Origin of the sequence: Micromonospora acroterricola, from assembly GCF_003172955.1 — a bacterium.
Lineage (GTDB): Bacteria > Actinomycetota > Actinomycetes > Mycobacteriales > Micromonosporaceae > Micromonospora > Micromonospora acroterricola.
Map to the genome: position 1 here is coordinate 107739 of NZ_QGKR01000226.1, position 21568 is coordinate 129306.

At 68.5% G+C, this 21568-nt stretch carries 20 protein-coding genes; 3 read left to right on the forward strand and 17 right to left on the reverse strand.

Annotated elements, in window-relative coordinates; genetic code table 11:
• Window positions 1–64: 64 nt before the first annotated feature.
• The gene (locus DKT68_RS19895) at window positions 65–1510 is read right to left on the reverse strand and encodes a glycosyltransferase family 39 protein (RefSeq protein WP_109818903.1); all 1446 of its coding nucleotides are present in this window, start codon (window positions 1508–1510) and stop codon (window positions 65–67) included.
• A 174-nt stretch (window positions 1511–1684) separates the two neighbouring features.
• Here DKT68_RS19895 and DKT68_RS32105 point away from each other — a divergent pair, with 174 nt between their 5' ends.
• Window positions 1685–1999: a hypothetical protein gene (locus DKT68_RS32105; RefSeq protein WP_236646982.1), complete on the forward strand. Its 315-nt coding sequence runs from the start codon at window positions 1685–1687 to the stop codon at window positions 1997–1999.
• A 21-nt stretch (window positions 2000–2020) separates the two neighbouring features.
• On the opposite strand, the gene DKT68_RS19905 is transcribed toward DKT68_RS32105, so the two are convergent.
• The 4 genes from DKT68_RS19905 to DKT68_RS19930 form a co-directional block, all read right to left on the reverse strand.
• The gene (locus tag DKT68_RS19905; RefSeq protein WP_236646983.1) at window positions 2021–2302 is read right to left on the reverse strand and encodes a hypothetical protein; all 282 of its coding nucleotides are present in this window, start codon (window positions 2300–2302) and stop codon (window positions 2021–2023) included.
• A 416-nt stretch (window positions 2303–2718) separates the two neighbouring features.
• The gene (gene cspE, locus DKT68_RS19910; RefSeq protein ID WP_013283833.1) at window positions 2719–2922 is read right to left on the reverse strand and encodes a transcription antiterminator/RNA stability regulator CspE; all 204 of its coding nucleotides are present in this window, start codon (window positions 2920–2922) and stop codon (window positions 2719–2721) included.
• An 803-nt stretch (window positions 2923–3725) separates the two neighbouring features.
• A complete protein-coding gene (locus DKT68_RS19925) occupies window positions 3726–4892 on the reverse strand; it encodes an epoxide hydrolase family protein (RefSeq protein ID WP_109818905.1) in 1167 nt (388 codons plus the stop codon).
• Between the two features lie 193 nt (window positions 4893–5085).
• Window positions 5086–5745 (reverse strand): MSMEG_1061 family FMN-dependent PPOX-type flavoprotein, encoded by a 660-nt coding sequence (locus tag DKT68_RS19930; protein WP_109818906.1) that lies wholly within the window; start codon window positions 5743–5745, stop codon window positions 5086–5088.
• 149 nt (window positions 5746–5894) lie between these two features.
• On the opposite strand from DKT68_RS19930, the gene DKT68_RS31200 reads away from it, so the two are divergent.
• A complete protein-coding gene (locus DKT68_RS31200; RefSeq protein WP_161556686.1) occupies window positions 5895–6056 on the forward strand; it encodes a hypothetical protein in 162 nt (53 codons plus the stop codon).
• Between the two features lie 56 nt (window positions 6057–6112).
• Here DKT68_RS31200 and DKT68_RS19935 read toward each other — a convergent pair whose 3' ends face one another.
• The 5 genes from DKT68_RS19935 to DKT68_RS19955 form a co-directional block, all read right to left on the reverse strand.
• Window positions 6113–6739 carry a DUF642 domain-containing protein gene (locus DKT68_RS19935; protein ID WP_109818907.1) on the reverse strand — a complete coding sequence of 209 codons (627 nt, stop codon included), beginning with the start codon at window positions 6737–6739 and terminating at the stop codon, window positions 6113–6115.
• A gap of 375 nt (window positions 6740–7114) precedes the next feature.
• On the reverse strand, window positions 7115–7399 hold the full coding sequence (locus DKT68_RS19940; protein WP_109818908.1) for a hypothetical protein: 285 nt from the start codon (window positions 7397–7399) through the stop codon (window positions 7115–7117).
• Window positions 7396–7881, reverse strand: a complete 486-nt coding sequence (locus tag DKT68_RS19945; protein WP_109818909.1) for a DUF2269 family protein — start codon at window positions 7879–7881, stop codon at window positions 7396–7398. The genes DKT68_RS19940 and DKT68_RS19945 overlap by 4 nt, the downstream gene beginning before the upstream one ends.
• A complete protein-coding gene (locus tag DKT68_RS19950) occupies window positions 7878–8213 on the reverse strand; it encodes a hypothetical protein (RefSeq protein WP_236646984.1) in 336 nt (111 codons plus the stop codon). The genes DKT68_RS19945 and DKT68_RS19950 overlap by 4 nt, the downstream gene beginning before the upstream one ends.
• A gap of 25 nt (window positions 8214–8238) precedes the next feature.
• Window positions 8239–8898, reverse strand: coding sequence for a DJ-1/PfpI family protein (locus DKT68_RS19955; RefSeq protein WP_109818910.1), 660 nt, complete (start codon window positions 8896–8898; stop codon window positions 8239–8241).
• Window positions 8899–9020: 122 nt separating this feature from the next.
• Here DKT68_RS19955 and DKT68_RS19960 point away from each other — a divergent pair, with 122 nt between their 5' ends.
• Window positions 9021–9974 (forward strand): GlxA family transcriptional regulator, encoded by a 954-nt coding sequence (locus DKT68_RS19960; protein WP_109818929.1) that lies wholly within the window; start codon window positions 9021–9023, stop codon window positions 9972–9974.
• 44 nt (window positions 9975–10018) lie between these two features.
• On the opposite strand, the gene DKT68_RS19965 is transcribed toward DKT68_RS19960, so the two are convergent.
• From DKT68_RS19965 to DKT68_RS20000, 7 genes are all read right to left on the reverse strand, one after another.
• Entirely contained in the window at window positions 10019–11797 is a 1779-nt protein-coding gene (locus DKT68_RS19965) for a glycoside hydrolase family 15 protein (protein ID WP_109818930.1), read from the reverse strand.
• Window positions 11798–12113: 316 nt separating this feature from the next.
• Window positions 12114–13178, reverse strand: coding sequence for an MBL fold metallo-hydrolase (locus tag DKT68_RS19975; RefSeq protein ID WP_109818912.1), 1065 nt, complete (start codon window positions 13176–13178; stop codon window positions 12114–12116).
• 756 nt (window positions 13179–13934) lie between these two features.
• Complete coding sequence (locus DKT68_RS19980; protein ID WP_109818913.1) at window positions 13935–15350, reverse strand: aldehyde dehydrogenase family protein; 1416 nt, start codon at window positions 15348–15350, stop codon at window positions 13935–13937.
• A 132-nt stretch (window positions 15351–15482) separates the two neighbouring features.
• Window positions 15483–16889: an MFS transporter gene (locus DKT68_RS19985; RefSeq protein ID WP_109818914.1), complete on the reverse strand. Its 1407-nt coding sequence runs from the start codon at window positions 16887–16889 to the stop codon at window positions 15483–15485.
• Window positions 16890–17059: 170 nt separating this feature from the next.
• Window positions 17060–18463, reverse strand: coding sequence for an MFS transporter (locus tag DKT68_RS19990; RefSeq protein WP_109818915.1), 1404 nt, complete (start codon window positions 18461–18463; stop codon window positions 17060–17062).
• A 133-nt stretch (window positions 18464–18596) separates the two neighbouring features.
• A complete protein-coding gene (locus DKT68_RS19995) occupies window positions 18597–19658 on the reverse strand; it encodes an MBL fold metallo-hydrolase (RefSeq protein WP_201749113.1) in 1062 nt (353 codons plus the stop codon).
• Window positions 19659–19672: 14 nt separating this feature from the next.
• Complete coding sequence (locus DKT68_RS20000) at window positions 19673–20794, reverse strand: NAD(P)-dependent alcohol dehydrogenase (protein ID WP_109818916.1); 1122 nt, start codon at window positions 20792–20794, stop codon at window positions 19673–19675.
• Window positions 20795–21568: the final 774 nt, after the last annotated feature.

The window sequence follows — 21568 nt, forward strand, 5'->3', positions numbered from 1 at the left end:
CAACGAAGAGCGCGGCACCCGCACAGCGCGGAACCGGGCCTCCCAAGGCGTCGACGACTCAGGATCAAGTCGGCATGCGCTCCATGAGGCTGATGCCTAACAGTGGAGACTGCCAACGCTGTATGGACCGGTAGTCCTTCCGGATCCGTTGCTGCTTGCCGGGTGCCATGTCCTTCAGTGGGTCGGTCGCGTTGTCGACGCGGACGACCCAGAGGCGGGGCGGGGTGCCGAGGCAGACGGCGTCCGGGCATTCCATGGCGAGGAACCGGCCGTTGGTTCGCTGTGGGGCGGTGCGCAGCACATCAGGCGGGCGAGGGGTAGGCAGGTAGCGCTCGTAGATGTCCCGGGGGGACCAGGGGATGCTCGGGTGGGTGTCGGGAAAGACGACGACGTCGCCAGGGCGGTATCGGGGGCCGATGACTGCCGCGATGCGGAACGAGTCCTGGCTGTGGCCAGCCTGGGCGCGGATGGTGACCTGTGCGGGGTAGGCGAGGATTGTGGCCAGGCAGACCGCAACGATGGCATGCGCCCGGCCGATCCGGGTCAGGGCGGACGCGGCGAGGACGGCCATTGCCGGCAGCACCACCAGGACGTACCGGGCTACCCAGACCTGGAGGTGGGTGCCGACGAGGAACAGCAGGACGACCGGAACGAACGCCGCAGCGGCCAGGCAGACGTGCGCCGCGCCGCGGCGTACGCCGAGAACCGCTAGGACGAGAATGAACCCGCCGACGGCCGCGGAGTGGAAGAGCCGTTCGGGGAAAGCCTGCAGGGCGCTGAGGTTCACCAGGGCGATCCAGGAGACCTGCGCTGTCTGCCCGGAACCCCATACAGACAGCCCAAGGGCTGGCAGTGCGCCGACGAGGGCCGCGGCCGCCCACCGCCGCGTTGTTCGCCAGCCGTCGGTGTGGTGTCCGAGCTGCCACCAGCCGACGGCCGTAGCGTGCCCGACGAGCATGAGCAGGCCGTTGAGCGGATGCAGCATGCCGGCGAAACCGACCGCGGCGGCGTATCCGATGAGCCGAGCAGGCGTGGGACGCTCCAGCGCCAGGACCAGGAGCAGTAAGGCGAGCGCGGCACCAAGGATCACTGCGGCGTACGACCGTGCTTCCTGTGCGTAGCGCGACGTCACTGGAAGAGTCGCGAAGATCAGCCCGGCCAGTAGGCCCATCCCGGTCCCGCCCACCCGCCGACCGAGCACGGTCACCACCAACGTGGCAAGCGTGATCGCGACGACGGAGGGCATCCGCAGAGCGAGGGTAGAGGTGCCCGCCACGGCTGTGTATGCCTTCATGAGCCCGTAATACGGGGTGAGCACCGCGTCCACCGACCCGGAGAGCTGCCACAGCTGCGACCACGACAGTCGCACAGCACCCCAGGTGGCGAGCTCGTCAGCCCACAACGCCGAACCCGTCAAACGCCACAAACCCAGCGCTGCCGCAACCAGTCCTGGCAGCGCGAAACTCGCCACCCAGACCGCCGGACGGGCTCGCAGGCTCTGGTCCACCACGTCCGCCGCCCCGGGCGGCTGCGCTTCCTCGGCTGCTTGAGGCAGGTCTGGCGGGGCAGCGATGGTGCCGGTGCGGTGCAGCGGCCAACTTGCAGTGATGACGGTTCTCCCTCAAGGCCGGTCCTGGCCGCGCGAATGCTAGCCACGGTTCAAGAGCGCAAGATGTCGCCCGGCATGACGGATGGTGAACGGCAGCCCACCATGGCGCCGACGCCGATGAGGGTCGGGACCGGCCAGGCGGGGATGCGGGCGGCGGGCGCTGGCGCGACGTTTCGTCTCCCGCCAGAGGTGCTGATCCTGCCCGGCGTCGACGAGCCGTTACTGGCCGCGCCCGCCTCGCTGGCGCTGGCGTGGAAGCTGCTGTGGCTGGCCACCGACATGTACCCGCAAGGCAAGGACCTCTACGGCGCGTTCCTGCTCGGCGAACACACCGCCGTTGACCAAGCCCTCGTCCGCCAGCTCATGCCACGGGAACTCGAGGGGATGTAGCGGCGGCCGTGCGGCGCACGATCAGAAGGGTGCGGGTCCGCGGCCTGCCAACGACATCAACACCTGCGTGGCGAGCAGCCTGCGGATGCCGGTGACGGCGACTGTCCCCATCCGATCGTAGGGCAGTTCCAATTGCAGCCCTTCGACCGCGTTGCGAAGGTCTGTCGTGATCTCGTCCGGACGGAATGTGCCGCCCCAGCCGTTGATTCCTCCGCGCTGGTTGGTACTGAGGGAAGCCATGCCGGATATGCATGCGCCGTCGACCAGGATCAGCCTCGCAGGACCCGAGTAGGTCGTCGTCATAGTCATCAACCCTTCAGGATGTAACGCCGTGCACCCCGGGTCCCGGCTGTCTGACAGTCATCAGGAGGCGAGGCGTCGAGTCCGACCACGGTGTGGACCGCGACCGTACGTGCCTCAACCGTCGGGGTGGCGGCGATGCGGAATTCGGTTCGCTAGCGATAAGGGTCGATGTCTGCGTCTGTCTGGCTCAGGAGCCAGAGGCGCGCTCTGGGCGAGCTGCCAGTTGGCCTGGGCAGACTAGCGCCCGAGGTTCGAATCGATCCAGAGAAGAGAACACGGGGGACTGGTGACCGGGCTCCACACCGAGATGGCCAAACTTCTGCCGATCAGACGATTTTCGCGATGTCGCGGTGAGCGCATGAAACGCCGAACGGCGGCCCGCTGAACCAGTCGGGCCGCCGTTCGTGAAGTGTGGATCAAAGCGGGCGGATGTTCTCCGCCTGCGGGCCCTTCTGGCCCTGGGTGATGTCGAACTCCACCTTCTGGTTCTCGTCAAGGCTGCGGAAGCCGCTCGCCGAGATCGCGGAGAAGTGGGCGAAGACGTCGGCGCCGCCGTCGTCCGGGCTGATGAAGCCGAAGCCCTTGTCGGCGTTGAACCACTTCACGGTGCCTGTAGTCATGTCTGCTCCTTCGCAGGCTGTTAGAGGCCGCACTGTGCGGACCCTGACGCCGCCGCGTTGATCACCCGCATCGAAACGACACGAAAAACGAAAGGCGCCTGGATGGGTTTCAGATGCCCCATCAGGCGCCGGAAAACGTCTACGGAAATCAAAACTGCAACTAGGTCACCGTAGCACATGATCCATGGTCGATCCCATGGCGGTGAGTGGGCTGGTCGTCGTGCCCACCGTGCGTGGGCGCGGTTGGGGTGTGCTCCGGCGTCGACAAGCTGGTATCCGTAGGGTGGCTGGCCGCCGAGGTAGCGGCCCTGCTCGCGGGTCTGTGCCTGCATCGCCACAGTGGTGCGCAAGCGCGTTGCCCTCCCGCTTGGCCTGTGCCCCGAGCAGCATCAACAGCGCCTGCTGAGTGACGTCCTGAAAGTCGCCGGCCCGTCCGTCTCGGCGCCACAGTTGCACGCCGTGCCGCTGCAACAGAGCGGCCCTCGCTTGGCGGAATCACCGGCTACGACGTTCAGGCGCGCGCTGCCGGGTGTGCTCGCGATGTCGGGCATGGTGTCGTACCGGCGCTGGTGGATCTCAGCGAGCTTCACGCCGATCTCCGGGTCCGGGTCGTCCGTGGCGTCGAACGGCACGAATGTGTCTACCAGCGGCAGTCCACCATGGCCGATGGGGAGGTGCCAGGCGGACCATGTACTCGGCACAGCCTTGACGTGTTGACGGCCGGTGCCACGGGCGGGAACGCCAGGTGCGGTGCGGTCCGAACTCCTTGCCGGCGTCGAGGTCCGCGCGCTGGTTCTAACGACCTACCGGCAGGTGGGCGACCCTGCTCGCCGGTAGGGCCGGAAGAATTCGCGCAGTTCCTCGGCGTACGACCGCGGCTGCTCGAACGGGGCGAAGTGCCCGCCGCGGACGTGTTCGGTCACTCGCACGGTGTTGGCGATCCGATCGAGCCAGGCCCGTGGCGGTCGTACAAGATCGGCGGGAAACAGCGAGAAGCCTGACGGTACGTCGACGCGGCGGGCGTGCTGTGCGGGCGGGATGGCGCTGTTGGCGCGGTACATCCGCATGGCCGAGCCGATCGTGCCGGTGAGCCAGTAGATGGTGATGTTGGTGAGAATCTCGTCACGGGTGAAGGCGCGTTCGACGTCGCCGCCGCAGTCGCTCCACGTACGCAGCTTCTCCACGATCCAGGCGGCGAGCCCGGCGGGTGAGTCGTTCAGCCCGATGGCTGCGGTCTGCGGCTTGGTGCGGTGCATGGCGGCGTAGGCACCCTCGGCCGTGGCCCAGTCGGTGGCGCTGTTGAGGAAGTCACGCTCCTCGGGCGCCAGGTCGGCGCGGTCGCCGAGATAGACGGGCAGGCCCGCGTCCATGCGGTGCACGCCGACGACTCGGTCGGGATGGTCAAGGGCGAGGTAGCGGCTGATCCCGCTGCCGATGTCGCCGCCGGCCGCGCCGAAGCGTTCGTAGCCGAGGCGGTCCATGAGTTCGGCCCACAGCCCTGCGACCGCAATGGTGTCCGGGGGTGTTCCGGTGGGCCGGTCGGAGTAGCCGTAGCCAGGCATGTCCGGCGCAACGACGTCGAACGCGTCGGCAGGATCTGCGCCATGTGCGCCGGGATCCGTCAGCAGCGGGATGACCTTGGTGTATCGCCAGAAGGAGTCGGGCCAGCCGTGGCTCAGTATCAGCGGCAGTGCCGTCCCGGCTGGCGCTTTGGCGCGGGCATGGACGAAGTGGACGCGATGCCCACCGAGCGTCGTCCGGTAGCGGGGCAACCGATTGAGCGCCGCCTCCTGCGCCGGCCAGTCGAACCCGTCGGCCCAGTAGTCGGCGAGCTCGCGTAGGTACGCCACGTCGACGCCCTGTGACCATCCCGCGTCCTCGGGCGCGTCGGGCCACCGCGTTGCCCGAAGCCGTGCGCGGAGGTCGTCGAGAGCGGCAGGACTCGTGCTCGTGGTGAACGGCTCGGTCATGATGGAACGGTACGAGATGATCGGCCCGCGTTGACGTCTGCCGCATGACGAGCAGTTCGTGTCGGTCGGCACACCCGCTCCGGCCCCTCGTCATGGTCCGCCAGTCGATCTCACACGTATCGCGGCTGATCAGTACGCCGCCGCTGCGGCGGGTCGTCTGACGACCGGCTGCGTCGGCTCGGTGACGTGCCCGTCATTCGTACCGGTACCTCAGCGAGTCCGCCTCCGCCTGCTCGATGTCAGCGATCGTCAGCTCCGGCATCCGCAGCTGGGCCAGCGTCACCTCGGCCGAGGTCGGCTGGGCGTCCGCCGGCAGCCACTGCTCCGGCTTCCAGGCCCCGCTGCGCAGCAGCGCCTTGGGGCAGTGCGGGTAGACCTCCTCGATCCCCAGCACCAGCGCACTGGCCGGCGGCTTGCCCACGGCGGTCAGCTGCGACAGCAGGTCGGGGCGAGTGGAGACGCAGGCCCGGCCGTTCACCCTGAGCGTCGTGGTGCGCCCCGGGATGACGAACAGCAGCCCGGCCCGCCCGGTGGTGACGACGTTCTGCAGGCTGTCCAGACGCTTGTTGCCGGTCGCGTCCGGTATCGCCACCGTCCGTGCGTCCAGGACGGCGACGAACCCGGCGGGGCCGCCGCGCGGGGAGAGGTCACAGTTACCCTCGGCGTCCACGCTGGCGACCAGGACCAGCGACGAGCACGCGATCAACCGCCGGGTCTGCTCGGTGAGTTCGGTCATCTGCTTCCGCACGGCCGCGTCGCTGGGGAGTTCGTAGGCCCGGCGCAGCGCCTCCTGGTCGGGCACGGCGTCGAGGCGCAGCGAGTCGAAGGCACTGGCGGCAGGCGCTGGCGTCATGCCGCCGACCCTAATGGACCGACCTGGCCGACGACCTGACCGGAACACTTACCTGCCAGAACCAATGGACCGACCTGGCCGACGACCTGACCGGAACACTTACCTGCCAGAACCTTGGCGCAGGTCGCGACGCAGTGGTGTCGAAACTCGTGGACACGACGTTCACCGACGATCAAGCGGTGTCAGAAGCGACGTACTCCCTGCTGAGCCGCGTCGGTTCTCTCGAACCGCTGCTGCTCCACCCCGAGGTGCAGCACCTCGTCACCGCACGCCTGGGCAAGGTCTACCAGCTCGGTGTCGGCAATCCCTGACCGTTCGTCCGGGACGAACAGGTTCGCCTGGGGTTGGTTCGTCGCTTTCCGGCTATCTAGGCGACTCGGGCGGCCGTGGCCGTGCCGGCGGGGCAGATGACGAGCAGGCAGCTCTCGACCCGTACGTCGTCGATGACCGGGCCGAAGGCGCCCACCGTGGTGCTGGCGAACCGCAGGACCGTGGTGGCGGACAGGACGTTGGTGAAATAGAACGTCCGGTACACGTACCCCATGGCGGATGGCGTGTGGCCGGCGGTGTCGAAGGAGAAACTGTCGACGGTCTGGCCGTTGGCCGTGACCTTGCCCGTCGCGACGAGGGGGCCGTTGTCGGGGTTGCCGGCGAGGGCGTAGCTCACTCGATAGGTGGTGAGCAGCTTCGTGGGCAGCGTACGGGCGACCGCGCCCGAGCTGAACCCGTTGAGGTCGAGTGACTGGTTGCCTTCCGCGGCCTGCCAGTCGCGGGTCAGGCCGACGCTGCCGGTGGTGACGGTCCACGCGCCGAACTGCTGGCCGGCGACAAACTCCGTGAAGTCGCCGTTGACGGCGGGGCTCTCGAAACCGTCGGAGAAGACGGGGGCCGCCGCGGCCGGACTTCCCGTCAGGGCGGCCAGTAGGGCGGACAGCGCCACCGCCAGCGCGACTCCGATTGCCGTGCGATGGGTACGCGAACGCCTCGATGCCATGCTTGCCCTTCCGACGTAGGTGTTGCCGGGGCGGTGCCGGGACTCCGTGTCGCGGGTCGGCCACCGGAGGCTGAAGGATCGATGCCTGTCAGTGACGCTACGGTGACGCCGCAAGCGCTGGCAAGGCGATTCAATTCCCGACAGTCGACCAAAACCTGACAGCGGTTGAGTATCGGAGGGCCTTGACATCAACATGCCCCAGCGGCGAATGCCTGCTCGGCTGCCTGGAAGACACTGCGATGGACCAGAGGGCGTCGCGCGCCGACGAACGAACGACACGGGGCCTGAAAAGGTCCATTGCTGCTCGCCGGCCTTGCAATGGCTCCCGCTGCGCGGCGGCCGGCGCGCCGGCCAGGACCTTGATGGCCACCGTGCCTACAGCCCGTCGTCCAATGTCCGCCGTTCCAGTTGCTCAGGTGACGCGACACGCGCCGCGAGGAGGCCGCCGATCCCGGGGATGAGCGCGAGCAGCCATACCTGGTGACGTCCGCCCATGACGAGGATGGCTGTGATGACCGTGGCAGTGTAGGCGAGTCCATGCACAGGACCGAGGACACGGGAGACTTCCGGCAGGTGGACGGTGACGATGTTCACGAGCATCAGCAGGAGTGTGACGAGCTCTGCCGTGCCGACGGTCTGCAGGATGCGACGTGGGCTCACAGTCCGACTCCCGTGGTCGAGCCAGGACGGTAGATCATCAGAACGACGACGATCGCCCAGAGCAGGTTGAACACGCCCGTCAGCATCCCGAGTCGGCGTGCGGTCCCGTCAGGCATCGACCCGCCGGCGTCGTTCGCGCCCATGTCGAGCGCGCGGACGACGTGTTTCTGACCGGGCAGAATGAACGCGATCAGCATCGCGGCCGCAGCGGCAGTCAGGATCATGGAGATGATCAGCCAGGTGTCGCCGAGCACGCCGATACTCGCGCCCGTGGCGAGGCCGAACACCGGAACGAGTACGCCGATTACTGCGTAGACGCGTGTGATGCGGTGCAGGATGCGCACCGCCACAGCCTTCCTCGGGTCGTCTGGTGCGGCGAGGGCGTGACGCGCGGAGCGCGGGAACATGCTCGCGGCGATGGCGACCGGGCCAATGGTGAGAATGGCCGCGAGCACATGGACCGACAGCAGGAATGCACTCACGCGCTGGTCCGCTCGCCGCTCACGCGCGTCCGCGGCAGCCGCCCGGCGCGGGACTCGCCGGAGAGGGCGTCGCCGTTGACTGTGACGTCATAGTCGAGGTTGAGGCGCAGTGGCTTGGTGATGCTCTGCCGCCAGGTGACGCGTTGGCCGGTTGGGTCGTCGTGGACCACGATGTCGGTGAGGGGCGTGGTTTCGCCAGCGCCGGTGGCGCTACCGCGCATCACGCCATCCTGTTCCTCGAAGTGGTAGTTGGCCTCGATATTGCCGACGGGCGTCTTCATGCGTAGCAGCCAGGTTCCGGCGATGGTGTTCATCTGCTTGGTGACGTCCATTCTCAGAGGGGGCGGGGTGGATGCATCAGGCCGCACGCTGACCCGTGGTCTTCCAGGTGGTGCCGCGACGCTCGTACTCGAATAGCTCCTCGACCGCGTGCGCGGTCTGGGAGCCGAAGTCTCGTTCGAGCAGGTAGAGGGCCACATCGAGGCCTGAAGTAACGCCGCCGCCACTGATGAGGTCGCCGTCGTCCACGACGCGGGCGCGGACGGCGTTCACCCCCGTGGCGTCGAGCAGGTCGATGCCGAGCACGTGCGTGGTCGCGGTGCGGCCTTCGAGGAGACCGGCCATCGCGAGTGCGAGTGATCCCCCGCAGAAGGCCGCGACGGTGATGTCCGGGTTGTCGAGCGCGCGACGGATCAGGGGCATCGCGTCGCTCGACGCGAACCGGCCCAGGAGTACGGGGATGGTCTCGTCGCCGGCGTCTGGGTCTCCATCGACGGGGCCGACTGCCCCTGGGACAACCACGTAGCCGGGTGCGTCCGGGTCGAGCGTGGCGGTGGCTGTCAGCGTGATCTGGGGGTTGCCGGATCGCACCACGCCGGGACCGCTCGCGCTGACGAGCTTCACGGCGAGCGCGTCACCGAGGAAGTCGCTTCCGGCGGTCAGCACCTCGAACGGGGCGATGACGTCGAGCGGGTCGAACCCGTCGAAGAGCACGAACTGGACGTGGAACTGAGGCACGAGCGATCCCTTCCGACGGGCGTTTCCTCCTATGTTTGCGATCCACCGACGTGGGACGCAATGGCTGTCAAGACGAAGAGCGCCTGAATCTGGCCACCCGCCAAGTGCCTTACCCTGTGGGGATGTACACCGTCGTCGTGCTCGCGCTCCCAGACGCGATTGCCTTCGATATGGCCACCCCCATTGAGACCTTCGGGCGCGTGCGCCTACCGGACGGCCGCCCGGGATACCGGCTCGTCGTCGCCGGCCACGAGCCATCGGTCCAGGCTGGTCCGCTGCGCCTGGCCATTGATGAGGAGCTGGACGCGATCGAGCGGGCAGACCTCGTCGTGGTGCCGGGAAGGAACGACCCGTTGCAGCCGTCGCCGCCCGCTGTTCTCGCAGCCCTGCGGGCCGGAGCGGAGCGCGGGACGCGAATCGCGTCGATCTGCGTCGGCGCGTTCACGCTGGCCGAGGCGGGCCTGCTCGATGGCCGAGACGCGACGACCCACTGGCTCGCCGCGGACGAGCTCGCACGAAGGCATCCCGCTGTCCGGATGAACCCCGACGTGCTCTACACCGACAACGGGAGCATCCTGACGTCCGCCGGAGCCGCGTCCGGTCTCGACCTGTGCCTGCACATCGTCCAACGCGACTACGGGGTGGCCGTCGCGGCGGACGCCGCCCGCCTGGCCGTCGCGCCGCTGCACCGTCCGGGAGGACAGGCGCAGTACATCGTTCGGAACCGCGCAACCTCGCGGACGTCGACTCTGGAACGAGCGCTCTCCTGGATCGAGGCGAACGCCCACCGTGACCTCACCCTCGCGGACATCGCCGCCGCGGCCGGCATGAGTGTGCGCACGGTGACACGTCGATTCAAGGACGAGACAGGGCAGAGCCCCATGCAGTGGGTGTCGGGGGTGCGCATCCGTCACGCGCAGGACCTGCTTGAAACGACCGACCACACCGTCGATCGGATCGCTGCCCAGACCGGTTTCCCTTCGACGAGCAACTTCCGTGCCCAGTTCGGACAACTCCTCGGCGTCACACCGGGCGCATACCGCAAGGTCTTCCGTCCGCAGTCGTCGAGGGTGTGAGCGACGGTGGAAGTGGAAGGAGCCGGGCCCGGCGGCCCCCAGAGTCAGACGAAGCTGGGTTTGGTCAGGCGCCAGGCGGCACCGATGAGGCCGACGTGGGAGAGCGTCAGGGGAGTGTTGCCCAGATGCGCGCCGGTACGAGGGTCGATCTGCTCGGCGAAGAGCCCGAGGTCGTTCGCCCGGGCGGCGGTGCGTTCGAAGAGCGCCGTGGCACGTTCCATCTCGCCCGCCATCGCGAGGCACTCGACCAGCCAGAACGTGCACACCACGAAGCCGGCCGGCTCGCCCGGCCAACGCCGGACTAGCCCGTCGGTCGTCAACTCCGCCTCGACCGCCTCGATAGTGGCCCGCATCCGGGGATCCGTGGCCGACACCATGCCCGTGAAGGGCAGGACCAGGACCGAGGCATCCAGCTCCGACGAGCCGATCACCCCGGTGTACGCTCCCACCCGCTCGTTCCAGCCGTCGCGCAACATGGCAGCCCGAATCTCGTCGCGGACGGCGGCCCACCGCGCCGGGTCCGCCCGGTGGCCGAGCATCGGCGCGAGCTTGATCGCGCTGTCCAGCGCACCCCAGCACAGCGCCTTGGACGCCAGGTAGTGGCGCCCGGAGCCGCGCGTCTCCCACATGCCGGCGTCCGGTTCTCGCCAGCGGGTGGCCTCCTCGGCGAGGTCGACGAGCAGCGCCTTCAGCTCCTCCGACAACTCGCCCAGATGGTCGCGGATGAGGTAGGCGCAGAGCAGCACTTCACCAGCCACGTCGTGCTGCCGCTGCCGCCAGGCGTCATTGCCGATCCGCACGGGCCGGCTGTCGGCGTACCCGCGTAGGTGGTCGAGGGAGTACTCGGAGAGGTCCCGCTCACCCATCACCCCGTACATGATCGGCACCGGTTGGTCGCCGCTCCGGCCGGCGGAGCGGGCGGCCCAGTCGAAGAGCCGGCCGGCCTCCTCGGGGCAGGCGGTCACCCAGAGCGCCCGCATCGTCAGGAAGAAGTCACGCAGCCAGGCGTACCGGTAGTCGTAGTTGCGTGAACCGCCGAGGTCCTCCGGCAGCGAGGCGGTGACGGCGGCGACCACCGCCCCGCTGCGCTGGTAGGTCAAACCCTGGACGACCAGCCCGCTACGCCGCACGAGGTCGGGGTAGCGGCCACCGTAGTCGTGCAACTGGCTGAACGCGCGCCAGTTGTCGATGGTTTCGGCCAGCGAGGCCACCGGATCCAGCCGCGGCGGCGGCGGACCCCAGGCTGGCGCGTGCGCCAGGTCGAAAGGGAGCGTCTGGCCGGCGCCGACGTCGAACTCGGCGTACGCCCGGCCGTCGGTGCACTCCAACGGAACGGGACTGCGCAGAGTCAGGGCCAGCGGGCCCGCCTCGACCCGAACCTCACCGTCGTGCTGGTGCAGGTACGGGGTGATCAGCCCGTACTCCGGGCGGGGGACGAACTCGGTGCGCATCCGCACGGTGCCGGTGAGCCCCTCCACGATCCGGGCCAGCACCATCGGCGGGTTGCGGCCCAGCTCATGGCCAGGCACCCCGGGCTCGGCCAGGAGGGCATCGGTGACAGCGACGCTGCCACCGCTGGTGTGATGCACGGTCCGCAGCACCAACGTGCCGTCGACGTACGTCCGCTCGCTCCGGTGGTCCGACTCAGCCTTCGTGGGGTTGAGTGCCCAGTGCCCGGCGTCGGGATCGAGCACTCGGCCGAGCAGCGACGGTGCGTCGAACCGCCCGGGGCACCACCAGTCGATCGAGCCGCCCCGGCTGACCAGCGCGGCGGACGCGCAGTCGGAGAGCAGGCCATAGTCGGCGATCGCGACGTCGGACACGGTGGCGGTTACCCGCACCCGCGGCGGCTCACACTCCAACGTCACTTGATCTTCCGGCCTACGCGGTGACCAAGTCTTCGCTGGTAGTGGGATCGCCGGACTCGGGCCTGGGCGGTCCCTCGCCAGGTGGACCCGTGCAGGGTGTGTGCTGGTGGTAGCGGCAGGGCGAGGACGAAGGCGTTGAGGAGTCGGCGGATCTCGGCGACGGTCAGCGCTATGAGCCGGCGGGCCGGGGCCGTGCGGCGCCCGGCCCGCCGGCGAGGTGTCGGCTCGCGCGGTGGCGCGTGAGCCGCAGTTCGTCGAAACGTGGGTCGGATCAGGCGATGTAGGCCGGGCCGCCGTTGCCCTCGGCCTGGTAGCCGTGGTGGGTCCGCTCGGTGCGGGTGGTCTCCGCGACGGTCCAGGCGTGGTACTTGGTCCACACCGTGGCGCCGGCCAGGCGCTCAGGCCAGGTCTGGCCGTTGGAGGTGGTTTTGGTGAGGGTCTTCTCGGTGGCGTAGTTGGCGATCGAGTTGATCCAGTTTTCGGCGCCGACCATCTGGTTCTCCCGGCCGAGACCCACGACGAACCCCTGCAGCGCCTCCGCGTTGCTCAGCTCCCACAGCGCCTCCTTGGAGAAGTTCAGCAGGTCGTGCCAGTACTCACGCACGACCTCCACGTCCTCGCGGGTGCCCCAGCGGGAGATGTGTCCCCCGATCAGGGCCTTGAAGTCGTACGACAGGATGTCGTCGTGGGCCTGGTAGAACCCGCTGATGTTCTCCGACACGTCAGCGTGCGCGAACGTCACCGATCCGGGGCTCACGATGTCGATCTTCGTGAGGACCTTCTGCGCGGGCCCGTAGATGTAGATGTTGCCCGGGCAGTGGTCGGCGCCCTTGTAGGACAGCTCCAGCTTGGTGCCGCCCACCTCGAGGGTCGCGTCCTTGCTGAACGTCTCGGTCGGCAGTGGACGGTACTTGTCGGGGAAGCGGGCCAGCAACTCGCGGGTGATGTCATGCGCGATGATCTTCACCTTGGGGCCGAACTGGGACGCCGCGCCGATGTGGTCGGAGTGCCAGTGGCTGTAGACCAGGTGTGTGATGGGCTCCTTGGTCACTGACCGGACCGCCGCCTGCAGGTTCTCGCCGAGTCCCGGCGGGGCGTCGATCACGATCACGCCGTCGCCGGTCACCACGAAGCCGGCGTCGTAGCCGGCAGGGCTGGTTACCCAGTAGAAGTTGCCGCCGTCACCCACGTTCTCGGCGTGCCAGCCCTTCTCGTAGAAGGACGGGTTGTCGAGGTAGTCGGGCATGAACTGCTTCGGCGACGGAGCGTTCCCCTCGACCACGGCCTTCGGGAAGCCCCACTTGCTCGGGTAGAAGTCGCCGTACTTGCTTGCCATGTCTTGCCTTCCTTCTTCTGTCTTCTGTCTTCTGTCTTCTGCGGGTGCGGCGTGGCCGCCGCGGAGAGCGCCGAGCGTCGGACGCCGTGTCCGAGCGACTGCAGGCTCGGCTTACCTGGGATTCGCCGCTTCGACATCCGCGACATCTGCCGGCACCACCCGTTGACGATCCACTGAAAATGTTGCCCAGCATATCGTTTGCCCAACAATACATCTGCCCGGCAACGTTTCCACGACGTCGAACGGTGAGCTGCGTCTCTGGCAACCGCAGCCCGAATGGCGACTCATGGTGGCGGGCGGCGGGTGCCGACAGCAGCGCTGACGGCAACCGGCCCGAACGCAGGCAGATGCCTGCGGCTGGCCGCAGACAGCTGCCTGATGTCGCGGATGCGGAGGGGCTCCGCCAGACGAGCGCCCAGAACTTGCAGGCGCGGGCCCAGGCCAGGTGCCCCCCCGGGTGTACGCGACGTGGGCGCTGCGGTCGATGGACCCCTTGCGTCCTTCCACGTGCCCATCAATCACCGGGTCAACCCCTGCGGGTGATGCGGAACAGTGCTTGCGCAGCCGGTGACGGCCCCCGTCGCCGATTCCGGCTGGACTGCCCTACGCCGCCCGCATCTTCACGCCAACAGTGCGGCTGGAGGTTGGGCCGGCCGGGACGCGCTCTGCATCAGCACGGCGCTGATCCGGCTGGTTCGGCCAGGGGTGAGTCTTCGAAGGGGAATCGCTGTCCTTCGTGGCGCGGATCCGAGCAATCTAGCTGGTGATGGCACGCGGTTCGAGGTTCGCCTCAAGTCCGTAGACGCTGTGCTCGCGACCGATGCCGGACTGCTTCGTCCCGCCGAACGGCGCCTCCGGGTCACTGAAGATTCGGTTGATGAGGACCGTGCCCGCCTCCACCTGCCGGGCGACGCGCTGCGCCCGCTCCGGGTCGCCGGAGAAGACGTGTGCCTGTAGCCCGTAGGGGGTGTCGTTGGCGATGCTGATCGCCTCGTCGTCGTCCTCGAAGGGAATGACGACGAGAACGGGGCCGAAGATCTCCTCGCGGGCGATGCGCATCTGGTTGGTGACGCCCGTGAAGATGGTGGGCTTGACGAACCAGCCCTTATCAAGGCCCTCGGGCCGGCCTTCGCCGCCGCTCAGCAGTCGTGCGCCTTCCTCCTGGCCGAGGCGGATGTAGCTCTGGACGCGGTCGAACTGCTGCTGGCTGACCACGGGTCCGACGCCGGTCGTCGGGTCCTGCGGGTCGCCGACCTTGAACGCGGACATGGCGGACTCGATGGCCTCGTGGACCTCGTCGAGCCTGCTCTGCGGGGCGAGGATCCGTGTGCCGGCGAAGCAGGTCTGGCCGTTGTTCAGGAACCCGGAGGCGAGCGCCGCGGGGACGGCGGAGGAGAGGTCGGCGTCGTCGAGCAGGATGGTCGGACCCTTCCCGCCGAGTTCGAGCGTGAGGCGCTTGAAAGTGTCGGCGGCGTTGCGCATGATCTGCTGGCCGACCGCGGTCGACCCGATGAAGCTGACCTTGGCTACATCGGGGTGTGACGTCAGGACGTTGCCGACCACGTCGCCGCGCCCGGTGACGATGTTGACCACGCCGGCGGGTACGTCCGCCGCGTCGAAGGCCTCGGTCATGATCTGCGTCTGGATCGCGCTGAGTTCGCTGGGCTTGACGACGACGGTGGTCCCGGCGGCGATGGCGTTCGCGACCTTCTGCGCCACGAAGACGATGTTGAGGTTCCACGGGGTGATCACCGCGGCGACGCCGAGCGGTTCCATGACGACTGTGGTCGTACCACGGGTCTTGGTGAACTCGTACGACTCGACGAGCTTGGCGGCTGCGTCGAACATCCCGGGCGCCAGGGGGAGGAGGCCGTCGACGATGCCGCGTACCGCGCCGTACTCCTCGACCATGGCCGCCTTGAGGTCGTCGAGGCGCGCGGTGAACGAGGCGCTCAGGCGGTTCAGGATGGCGATTCGCTCCTGCTTGGTGGTCTTCGAGAAGCTGACGAAGGCGCGCTTGGCGGCCGCCACCGCGGCCCGGGCGTCCGTCTCGTCCGCGAGGCGTACTTCCCCGATCCGCTCTTCGGTCGACGGGTTGTAGAGGGGGAACAGCTCGGTCCCGTGGGGTGTCACGAACTGTCCGTCGAGGTAGATCTGGTCGATCTTTCGCATGGCTGGTGCTCCTCCTGGGTTTTGTATTTCCGGCATCTAGTATGCGTTACATATGAGTTGTAGGCCAAAATATTCTTGATCACACATGTTCGGGTATCGACCCCTCCGTGCTGCCGGAGGCGGTGCGTACCGCTACCCGCTCCTGAAACCGGTGGAGATCCGGACGGGTGTCAGCAGTGCGGCGAGGAGGGCCACGACGCCGGCGATGCCCAGGGCAGCGAACCCCAGGGTGTAGCCCGCCTCGCCGGGCGTGCCGCCGGCCGGGGTGTGCGCGCTGATGATTCCGCCCATCAGGGCGACGCCCACCGAGCCGCCGATCGTGCGGACGTTCGCGGTCACTCCGTTGGCCACGCCGGTCTGGTCGGGGCGGACCGTTGCCACGATGATGTTCGCCATCGTGGAGAAGGCGGAGCCGAACGAGACGCCCAGCAGTGCCATCGCCACCGAGACCTTCCACTGCCGGTCGTGCCAGAACGCGAGCATGGCGATCGAGCCGACGTTCAGCGCCGACGCCGCAACGAGGATCAGACGGGGGCCGAACGACGCGGTCAGGCGTGCCGAGGCGAGTCCGGCGAGGAACATCGTCGCCGTGATCGGCAACAGCAACAGCCCCGCCTGGGTGACGCTCGCCCCGAACCCGTACCCGTTCTCGGGTGGCGTCTGGACGAACGCGGGAAGGAACGCGATGGACGCGAAGAGGCTGATGCCGAACAACAGTGAGACCAGGTTGGTGGCCCACACCGCGGTGCTGCGCAGCATGCGCATGTCGACCAGCGGGCTCGCGGACCGTGTCTCCGTCAGGATCCAGACCGCGGCGAGGACCGCGGCGGCGATCAGCGGTCCGACCACCATGCCGGAGGCCCAGCCCTTGCTGGACGCCTGGGTGAGCGGTACGAGGAGCGCGATCAGCCAACCGGCCAACAGGATCGAGGCGAGCCAGCTGACGCCGGTGTCGCTGCGGAATGGTGAGGGCGGGATCACCCGGTAAGCCATCACCGCGGCGACCGCGGTCAGCACCATCGGGATCCAGAACAGGGAACGGATGCCGGCGAGGCTGGTGAGCGGCCCGGCCAGGGCGATGCCGGCCCCACCGCCGACCGCCGTGAGGGCGGCGGTGACGCCGATGGCGCCGGGAATCCTCTCCCGTGGCATCTCGTCGCTGATGATCCCGAAGGCCAGGGGCAGGACGCCGCCGCCGATGCCCTGGATGGCCCGGCCGACGACCATGACCGCGATGTTCGGCGCGATCGCGGAGATCAGCGAACCGATGGCGAGGGCGATCAGCGACCCGACCAGCACGAGGTGCTTGCCGTACCGGTCGCCGAGCCGACCGAGCAGCGGTGTGGCGACCGAGGCCGACAGGAGGAAAGCGGTCATGACCCAGGTGACCAGGCTCTGCGTCGTCCGTAGGTCTCGCTGTAGCGCCGGCAGTACCGGATTGATGAGGGACTGAAGCAACGCGAACGTGAAGACGCTGAGCAGGACGACGGTCAGGATGTCTCGAGGTTGGGAGGAACGGTGCCTCAGGTGCGCTGGCATGGTGCCTTCTTCCGGGAACAGCGGGGATTTCTGGTGCGTGGCGGTCGAGGCCGACGCTCGATGTCGAGCCCGGTCCGCCCAGTGGTCGCCGCGCGGTCTCCCGCAGGGCGAACTTCAGCTGGTCGCCAGGCGGGCGCCGAGAGATGCATCCGTCTCGGACGGTTCTGGCGTCAGGGGTGGGAGGTGTGGCCAGGGTGTCGGGGGATCAGCAGGGAGGTGAGGAGCGCGACGGTCCCGGCGATGCCCAGGACGGCGAAACCGAGGGTGTAACCGACCTCGGTCGGCAGGCCACCGGGCGGCGTGTGGGTGCTGACGGTCCCGCCCACCACAGCTATCCCCAACGCGCCACCGATGGTGCGAACGTTCGCGGTCACGCCGTTGGCCACTCCGGTCTGGTCCGGACGGACCGCGGCCGCGATGACGTTGGACATCGTGGCGAAGGCGAGCCCGAGTGAGATGCCCAGCAACCCCATGGCGACCGGTACGTGCCACTGTCGGTCGTGCTGAAACGCGATCGCGGCGACCGCGGCTACGTTCAGCGCCGACGCCGCCACGAGCACGACGCGAGGGCCGAGGCGCCTCACCAGGCGCGCCGAGACGAGCCCGGCGACGAACATCAACGCCGTCATCGGCAGCAACAGAAGTCCTGCCTGGGTGACACTCACGCCGAACCCGTATCCGGCCGCCGGTGGGGTCTGGACGAACGTGGGCAGGAAGGCCATGACCGAGAAGAGGACGACGCCGAACAGCAACGAGACCAGGTTGGTGGTCCACACGGCAGTGACGCGCATCATGCGGATGTCGACCAGGGGACTGGTGGAACGCCGCTCGATGAGCGTCCATCCGACGGCGAGCAGGGCGGCGGCGGCCAGCATTCCGATTACCAGGTTGGAGGACCAACCCCACCTCGGGCCTTGGGACAGCGGTAGGAGCAGGGCCACCAGCCAAGCCGCCATCAGCGCGACGCTCAGCCAGCTGATCCCGGTGTCGCTTCTGGCCGGTGAGGGCGGGACGACGAGGTGAACCGCCAGTGCGGCGGCGATCGCGAGAAGCAGGGGAAGCCAGAACAGGGACCGAGTGCCGAAGAGATCGGTGAGTGGCCCTGAGAGGACGACGCCGACTCCGCCGCCCACCGCGGCGAGGGCCGCGGTGATGCCGATGGCGCCGGGAACCCTTTCCCGTGGCATCTCGTCGCGGATGATCCCGAACGTCAGGGGGAGGACTCCCCCGCCGGCACCCTGCACGGCGCGGCCGACGACCATCACGGCGATGTTCGGCGCGAGGGCGGAGATGACGGACCCGACGGCGAGGGCGGTCAGCGATGCGACGAGGACGCGGTCCTTGCCGTAGCGGTCTCCGAGCCGGCCGAGGACCGGGGTGAGGACGGAAGCGGACAGCAGGAACGCGGTCATGACCCAGGTGATCGAGCCCTGGGTCGTACCCAGGTCGCGTTGCAGGACGGGCAGGACCGGATTGATCAGGGACTGGAGCAACGCGAAGGCGAAGACGCCGAGCAGGACGACGAGCAGGAGGATTCGTGGGTGGGTGGGCTGGATCTTTTGGTCAGACGGCATGAAGGACCTTCTTCAACACGAGCAGCGCATGACCGGGCGCCGCGACGGTCGGCTGGCCGTCGCGGTCTCGGCCCGGCCGGGTCCGGCGGGTGCCCGAGTGCGCTCGCACTCGGGCACTCGCCGAGGCGAGGTGTCAGACGACGTACCAGGGGCCGCCGGTCCCTCGCCGCTGGTAGCCGTGGTGGGTCCGCTCCGTCCGGGAGGACTCCATGACGGTGTACGCGTGGTACTTGGTGAAGGGGGTGGCCCCGGCGAGCCGCTCCGGCCACGTCTGGCCGTTGGAGGTGACCTTGGAGAGGGTCCTGTCCACGATGTAGTTCACCATCGAGTTGATGAAGTTCTCTGCGCCGACGAGCCGGTGCTCGCGGCCCATGCCGTGATGGAAGCCCTCCAGCACGTCCCGGGTGCTCATCTCCTTGAGCGCCTCGTCGGCGAACGTACGCACGTCGTGCCAGTACTCGCGCGCCGCCTCCACGTCCTCACGGGTGCCCCATCGGGTGATGTGACCGCCGACGAGCGCCTTGAAGTCGTACGAGAGGATGTCGTCGTGGGCCTGGTAGAACCCACTGATGTTCTCCGACGCGTCGGCGTGCATGAACGCCACCGAGCCCGGGCTGACGATATCGATCTTGGTGAGGACCTTCTGGGTGGGCGCCCAGACGTAGATGTTGCCCGGGCAGTGGTCCGCGCCCTTGTAGGACAGTTCGAGCTTGGTGCCGTTGACCTCGAGCGTCGCGTCGGTGGCGAACGTCTCGGTGGGCAGCGGCCGGTACGGGTCGGGGAACCGGGCCAGCAGGTCACGAGTGATGTCGTGGGCGATGATCTTGACCTTCGGCCCGAACATGGAGGCGGCGCCGATGTGGTCGGAGTGCCAGTGGCTGTAGATCAGGTGGGTCACCGGCTCGTCGCTGACGGACTCGATCGCCGCGAAGATGTTCTCGCCGAGCGGCGGCGGTGCGTCGATCACGATGGCGCCGTTACCGGTCAGCATGAACGCGGCCTCGTACCCGGATGGGCTGGTGACCCAGTAGAAGCCGTCGCCCAGCTCCTCCTTGTGCCAGCCCTTCTCGTAGAAGGACGGGTCGTTGATGTGCTCGGGCATGAACTGCTGGGGGGAGGGGGCGTGCTCGCTGGCCACGGCCTTGGGGAAGCCCCACTTCTGGGCGGCGTAGAACTCGCCGTACTTACCTACCATGTCGATTCACCTCTCTAGTTGCCGGAGTCCGCGAATCGCAGGACCGGCTTGATGACGTCGCCGTGAGCCGCGGCGGCGAACGCCTCGTCGATCTCGTCGAATTTGTAGAACCGAACCAGTCGATCGATGGGGAACCGGCCGGACTGGTACAGCTTGATCAACTTCGGAATGAACAGCTGCGGGATGGAATCGCCCTGAACGATCCCGCGGACCGACATGCCGAGTGCGAGCTTGGCCGCGGGGACCGTCGCGTCCCGGTTGCCGCCGGCGACGAGCCCGACCTGGCCCATGGGCGCCAGCGAGGCGACCGCGTGGTTGAGCATGTCGGCGCGACCGGTGGTGTCCAGCACGAAGTCGACGCCGCGTCCGGTGAGACGTTTGATCTCCGCAGCCACGTCGACCTGGCGCGCGTCGAGGGTGTGGGTGGCGCCCATCTCCTCGGCAAGGGTGAGCCGCTGTTGATTCACGTCCACAGCGATCACCGTCCCGGCGCCGGTGGCGACCGCTGCCATCAGCGCGCCGAACCCGACCGCCCCGGCGCCGAAGACGGCGACGGACGCGCCAGCCGGCACCTGGAACGAGTTCAGCACCGCCCCGGCTCCGGTCTGTAGGCCGCAGCCGAGTGGTCCCAGCAGTTCCAGGGGCGCATCGTCGGGGACTTTCACCGTGTTACGCGCCGTCGCGAGCGCGTACGTGGCGAATGAGGACTGGCCAAAGAAATGCCCGTTCACCTCGGCGTCCCCGGCGCCCTCGGCGCCGACCCGGCGCAGTCCGCGGGTGCCGTCCAGGCGCGCCCCCGAGAAGTTCGCGTCCACCGCACGGTCGCAGTAGGCGGGCTGCCCCCTCAGGCACTGCGCACAGCGCCCGCACGACTGGTATGAGAGGACCACGTGATCGCCTGGCTGCAGATCGGTGACGCCCGGGCCGACCCGTTCGACGATGCCCGACCCCTCGTGCCCGAGCACGATCGGCAGTGAAGCCGGGCCGTGTCCGTGCCACGCGTGCGCGTCGGTCTGGCAGATGCCTGTCGCGACGAGCTTGACGAGCACCTCGTCAGCCCTCGGCTCGTCGAGGTCGAGTTCCTTGATGACGAACGGCTTCGACGCTTCTTCGGCTACCGCCGCGCGAATCCGCATGATGCCTCCTTTCGAGGACGCGGTCCGGTGCCGACGGGGTCTCTTGCCGGCTGGTGATCACCGGGACCGCAAGGCCAGCGACCGCCAGGACGGCGATCGGTTGACCGGCATGAAGTCTATGGCGCAGATGATTTGTCCGACAACACATGTGCGGGCAAACACACATCTGGTCAGGGGCGGGCCACGGCCCGCGCGACCAGGGCCGGTCTGACCGGTCTCTTGCAGCGGACACGCCGCACCGCGGCGCGCGAACCTGACGCGGGCTGCCGCTGTCGGGCAACGTGCAACCGGACCCCGGCTCAGCTCACGACGCAGCCACCACAATCCGGGTTGCCTCAGCCCCAGTGCTGTCCCGGTTCCACCGGAGCCGGCCGGATCGCCGCCTCGGTCGGCCCGGACGGCTGCCGACGTGCGGGAAGAGCGGCATGTGCGCGGTGAACGCCGAGGTGTGCCCGTTAGGCCCGCGTGAGGCGAGGCGGTCGTCGTGTCGGCCCGCGTCGCGCGCGGATCGCCGTCGGGGCCGGCTACCCGCGCTGTTGGGTGCGGCGCCGGGCGATCCGAGGATCATCGAACTGATCGCGGCGGTCTGCAACAGGAGCCGAGCCACGGAGAGTGGCAGCTTCCCGCCGCGGCAGGGAGCCGGGGCCTGCGCTACGTCGACGAGGGCGCCGACATCACGGTGCGGCGATCCGCCCGCACCGGTTTGATCCGTCCTCGCCGCGGAGCCGAGGGCGGGGTCTCGCGGGCGATGATCCGGCGGCGGTGGGGCATCGT

Coding starts and splice junctions, on each gene's coding strand:
- DKT68_RS32105 (WP_236646982.1), top strand. CDS start 1,685: ATGACGGATGGTGAACGGCAGCCCACCATGGCGCCGACGCCGATGAGG.
- DKT68_RS19905 (WP_236646983.1), bottom strand. CDS start 2,302: ATGACGACGACCTACTCGGGTCCTGCGAGGCTGATCCTGGTCGACGGC.
- cspE (WP_013283833.1), bottom strand. CDS start 2,922: ATGACTACAGGCACCGTGAAGTGGTTCAACGCCGACAAGGGCTTCGGC.
- DKT68_RS19925 (WP_109818905.1), bottom strand. CDS start 4,892: ATGACCGAGCCGTTCACCACGAGCACGAGTCCTGCCGCTCTCGACGAC.
- DKT68_RS19930 (WP_109818906.1), bottom strand. CDS start 5,745: ATGACGCCAGCGCCTGCCGCCAGTGCCTTCGACTCGCTGCGCCTCGAC.
- DKT68_RS19935 (WP_109818907.1), bottom strand. CDS start 6,739: ATGGCATCGAGGCGTTCGCGTACCCATCGCACGGCAATCGGAGTCGCG.
- DKT68_RS19950 (WP_236646984.1), bottom strand. CDS start 8,213: ATGGACGTCACCAAGCAGATGAACACCATCGCCGGAACCTGGCTGCTA.
- DKT68_RS19960 (WP_109818929.1), top strand. CDS start 9,021: ATGTACACCGTCGTCGTGCTCGCGCTCCCAGACGCGATTGCCTTCGAT.
- DKT68_RS19975 (WP_109818912.1), bottom strand. CDS start 13,178: ATGGCAAGCAAGTACGGCGACTTCTACCCGAGCAAGTGGGGCTTCCCG.
- DKT68_RS19980 (WP_109818913.1), bottom strand. CDS start 15,350: ATGCGAAAGATCGACCAGATCTACCTCGACGGACAGTTCGTGACACCC.
- DKT68_RS19985 (WP_109818914.1), bottom strand. CDS start 16,889: ATGCCAGCGCACCTGAGGCACCGTTCCTCCCAACCTCGAGACATCCTG.
- DKT68_RS19990 (WP_109818915.1), bottom strand. CDS start 18,463: ATGCCGTCTGACCAAAAGATCCAGCCCACCCACCCACGAATCCTCCTG.
- DKT68_RS19995 (WP_201749113.1), bottom strand. CDS start 19,658: ATGGTAGGTAAGTACGGCGAGTTCTACGCCGCCCAGAAGTGGGGCTTC.
- DKT68_RS20000 (WP_109818916.1), bottom strand. CDS start 20,794: ATGCGGATTCGCGCGGCGGTAGCCGAAGAAGCGTCGAAGCCGTTCGTC.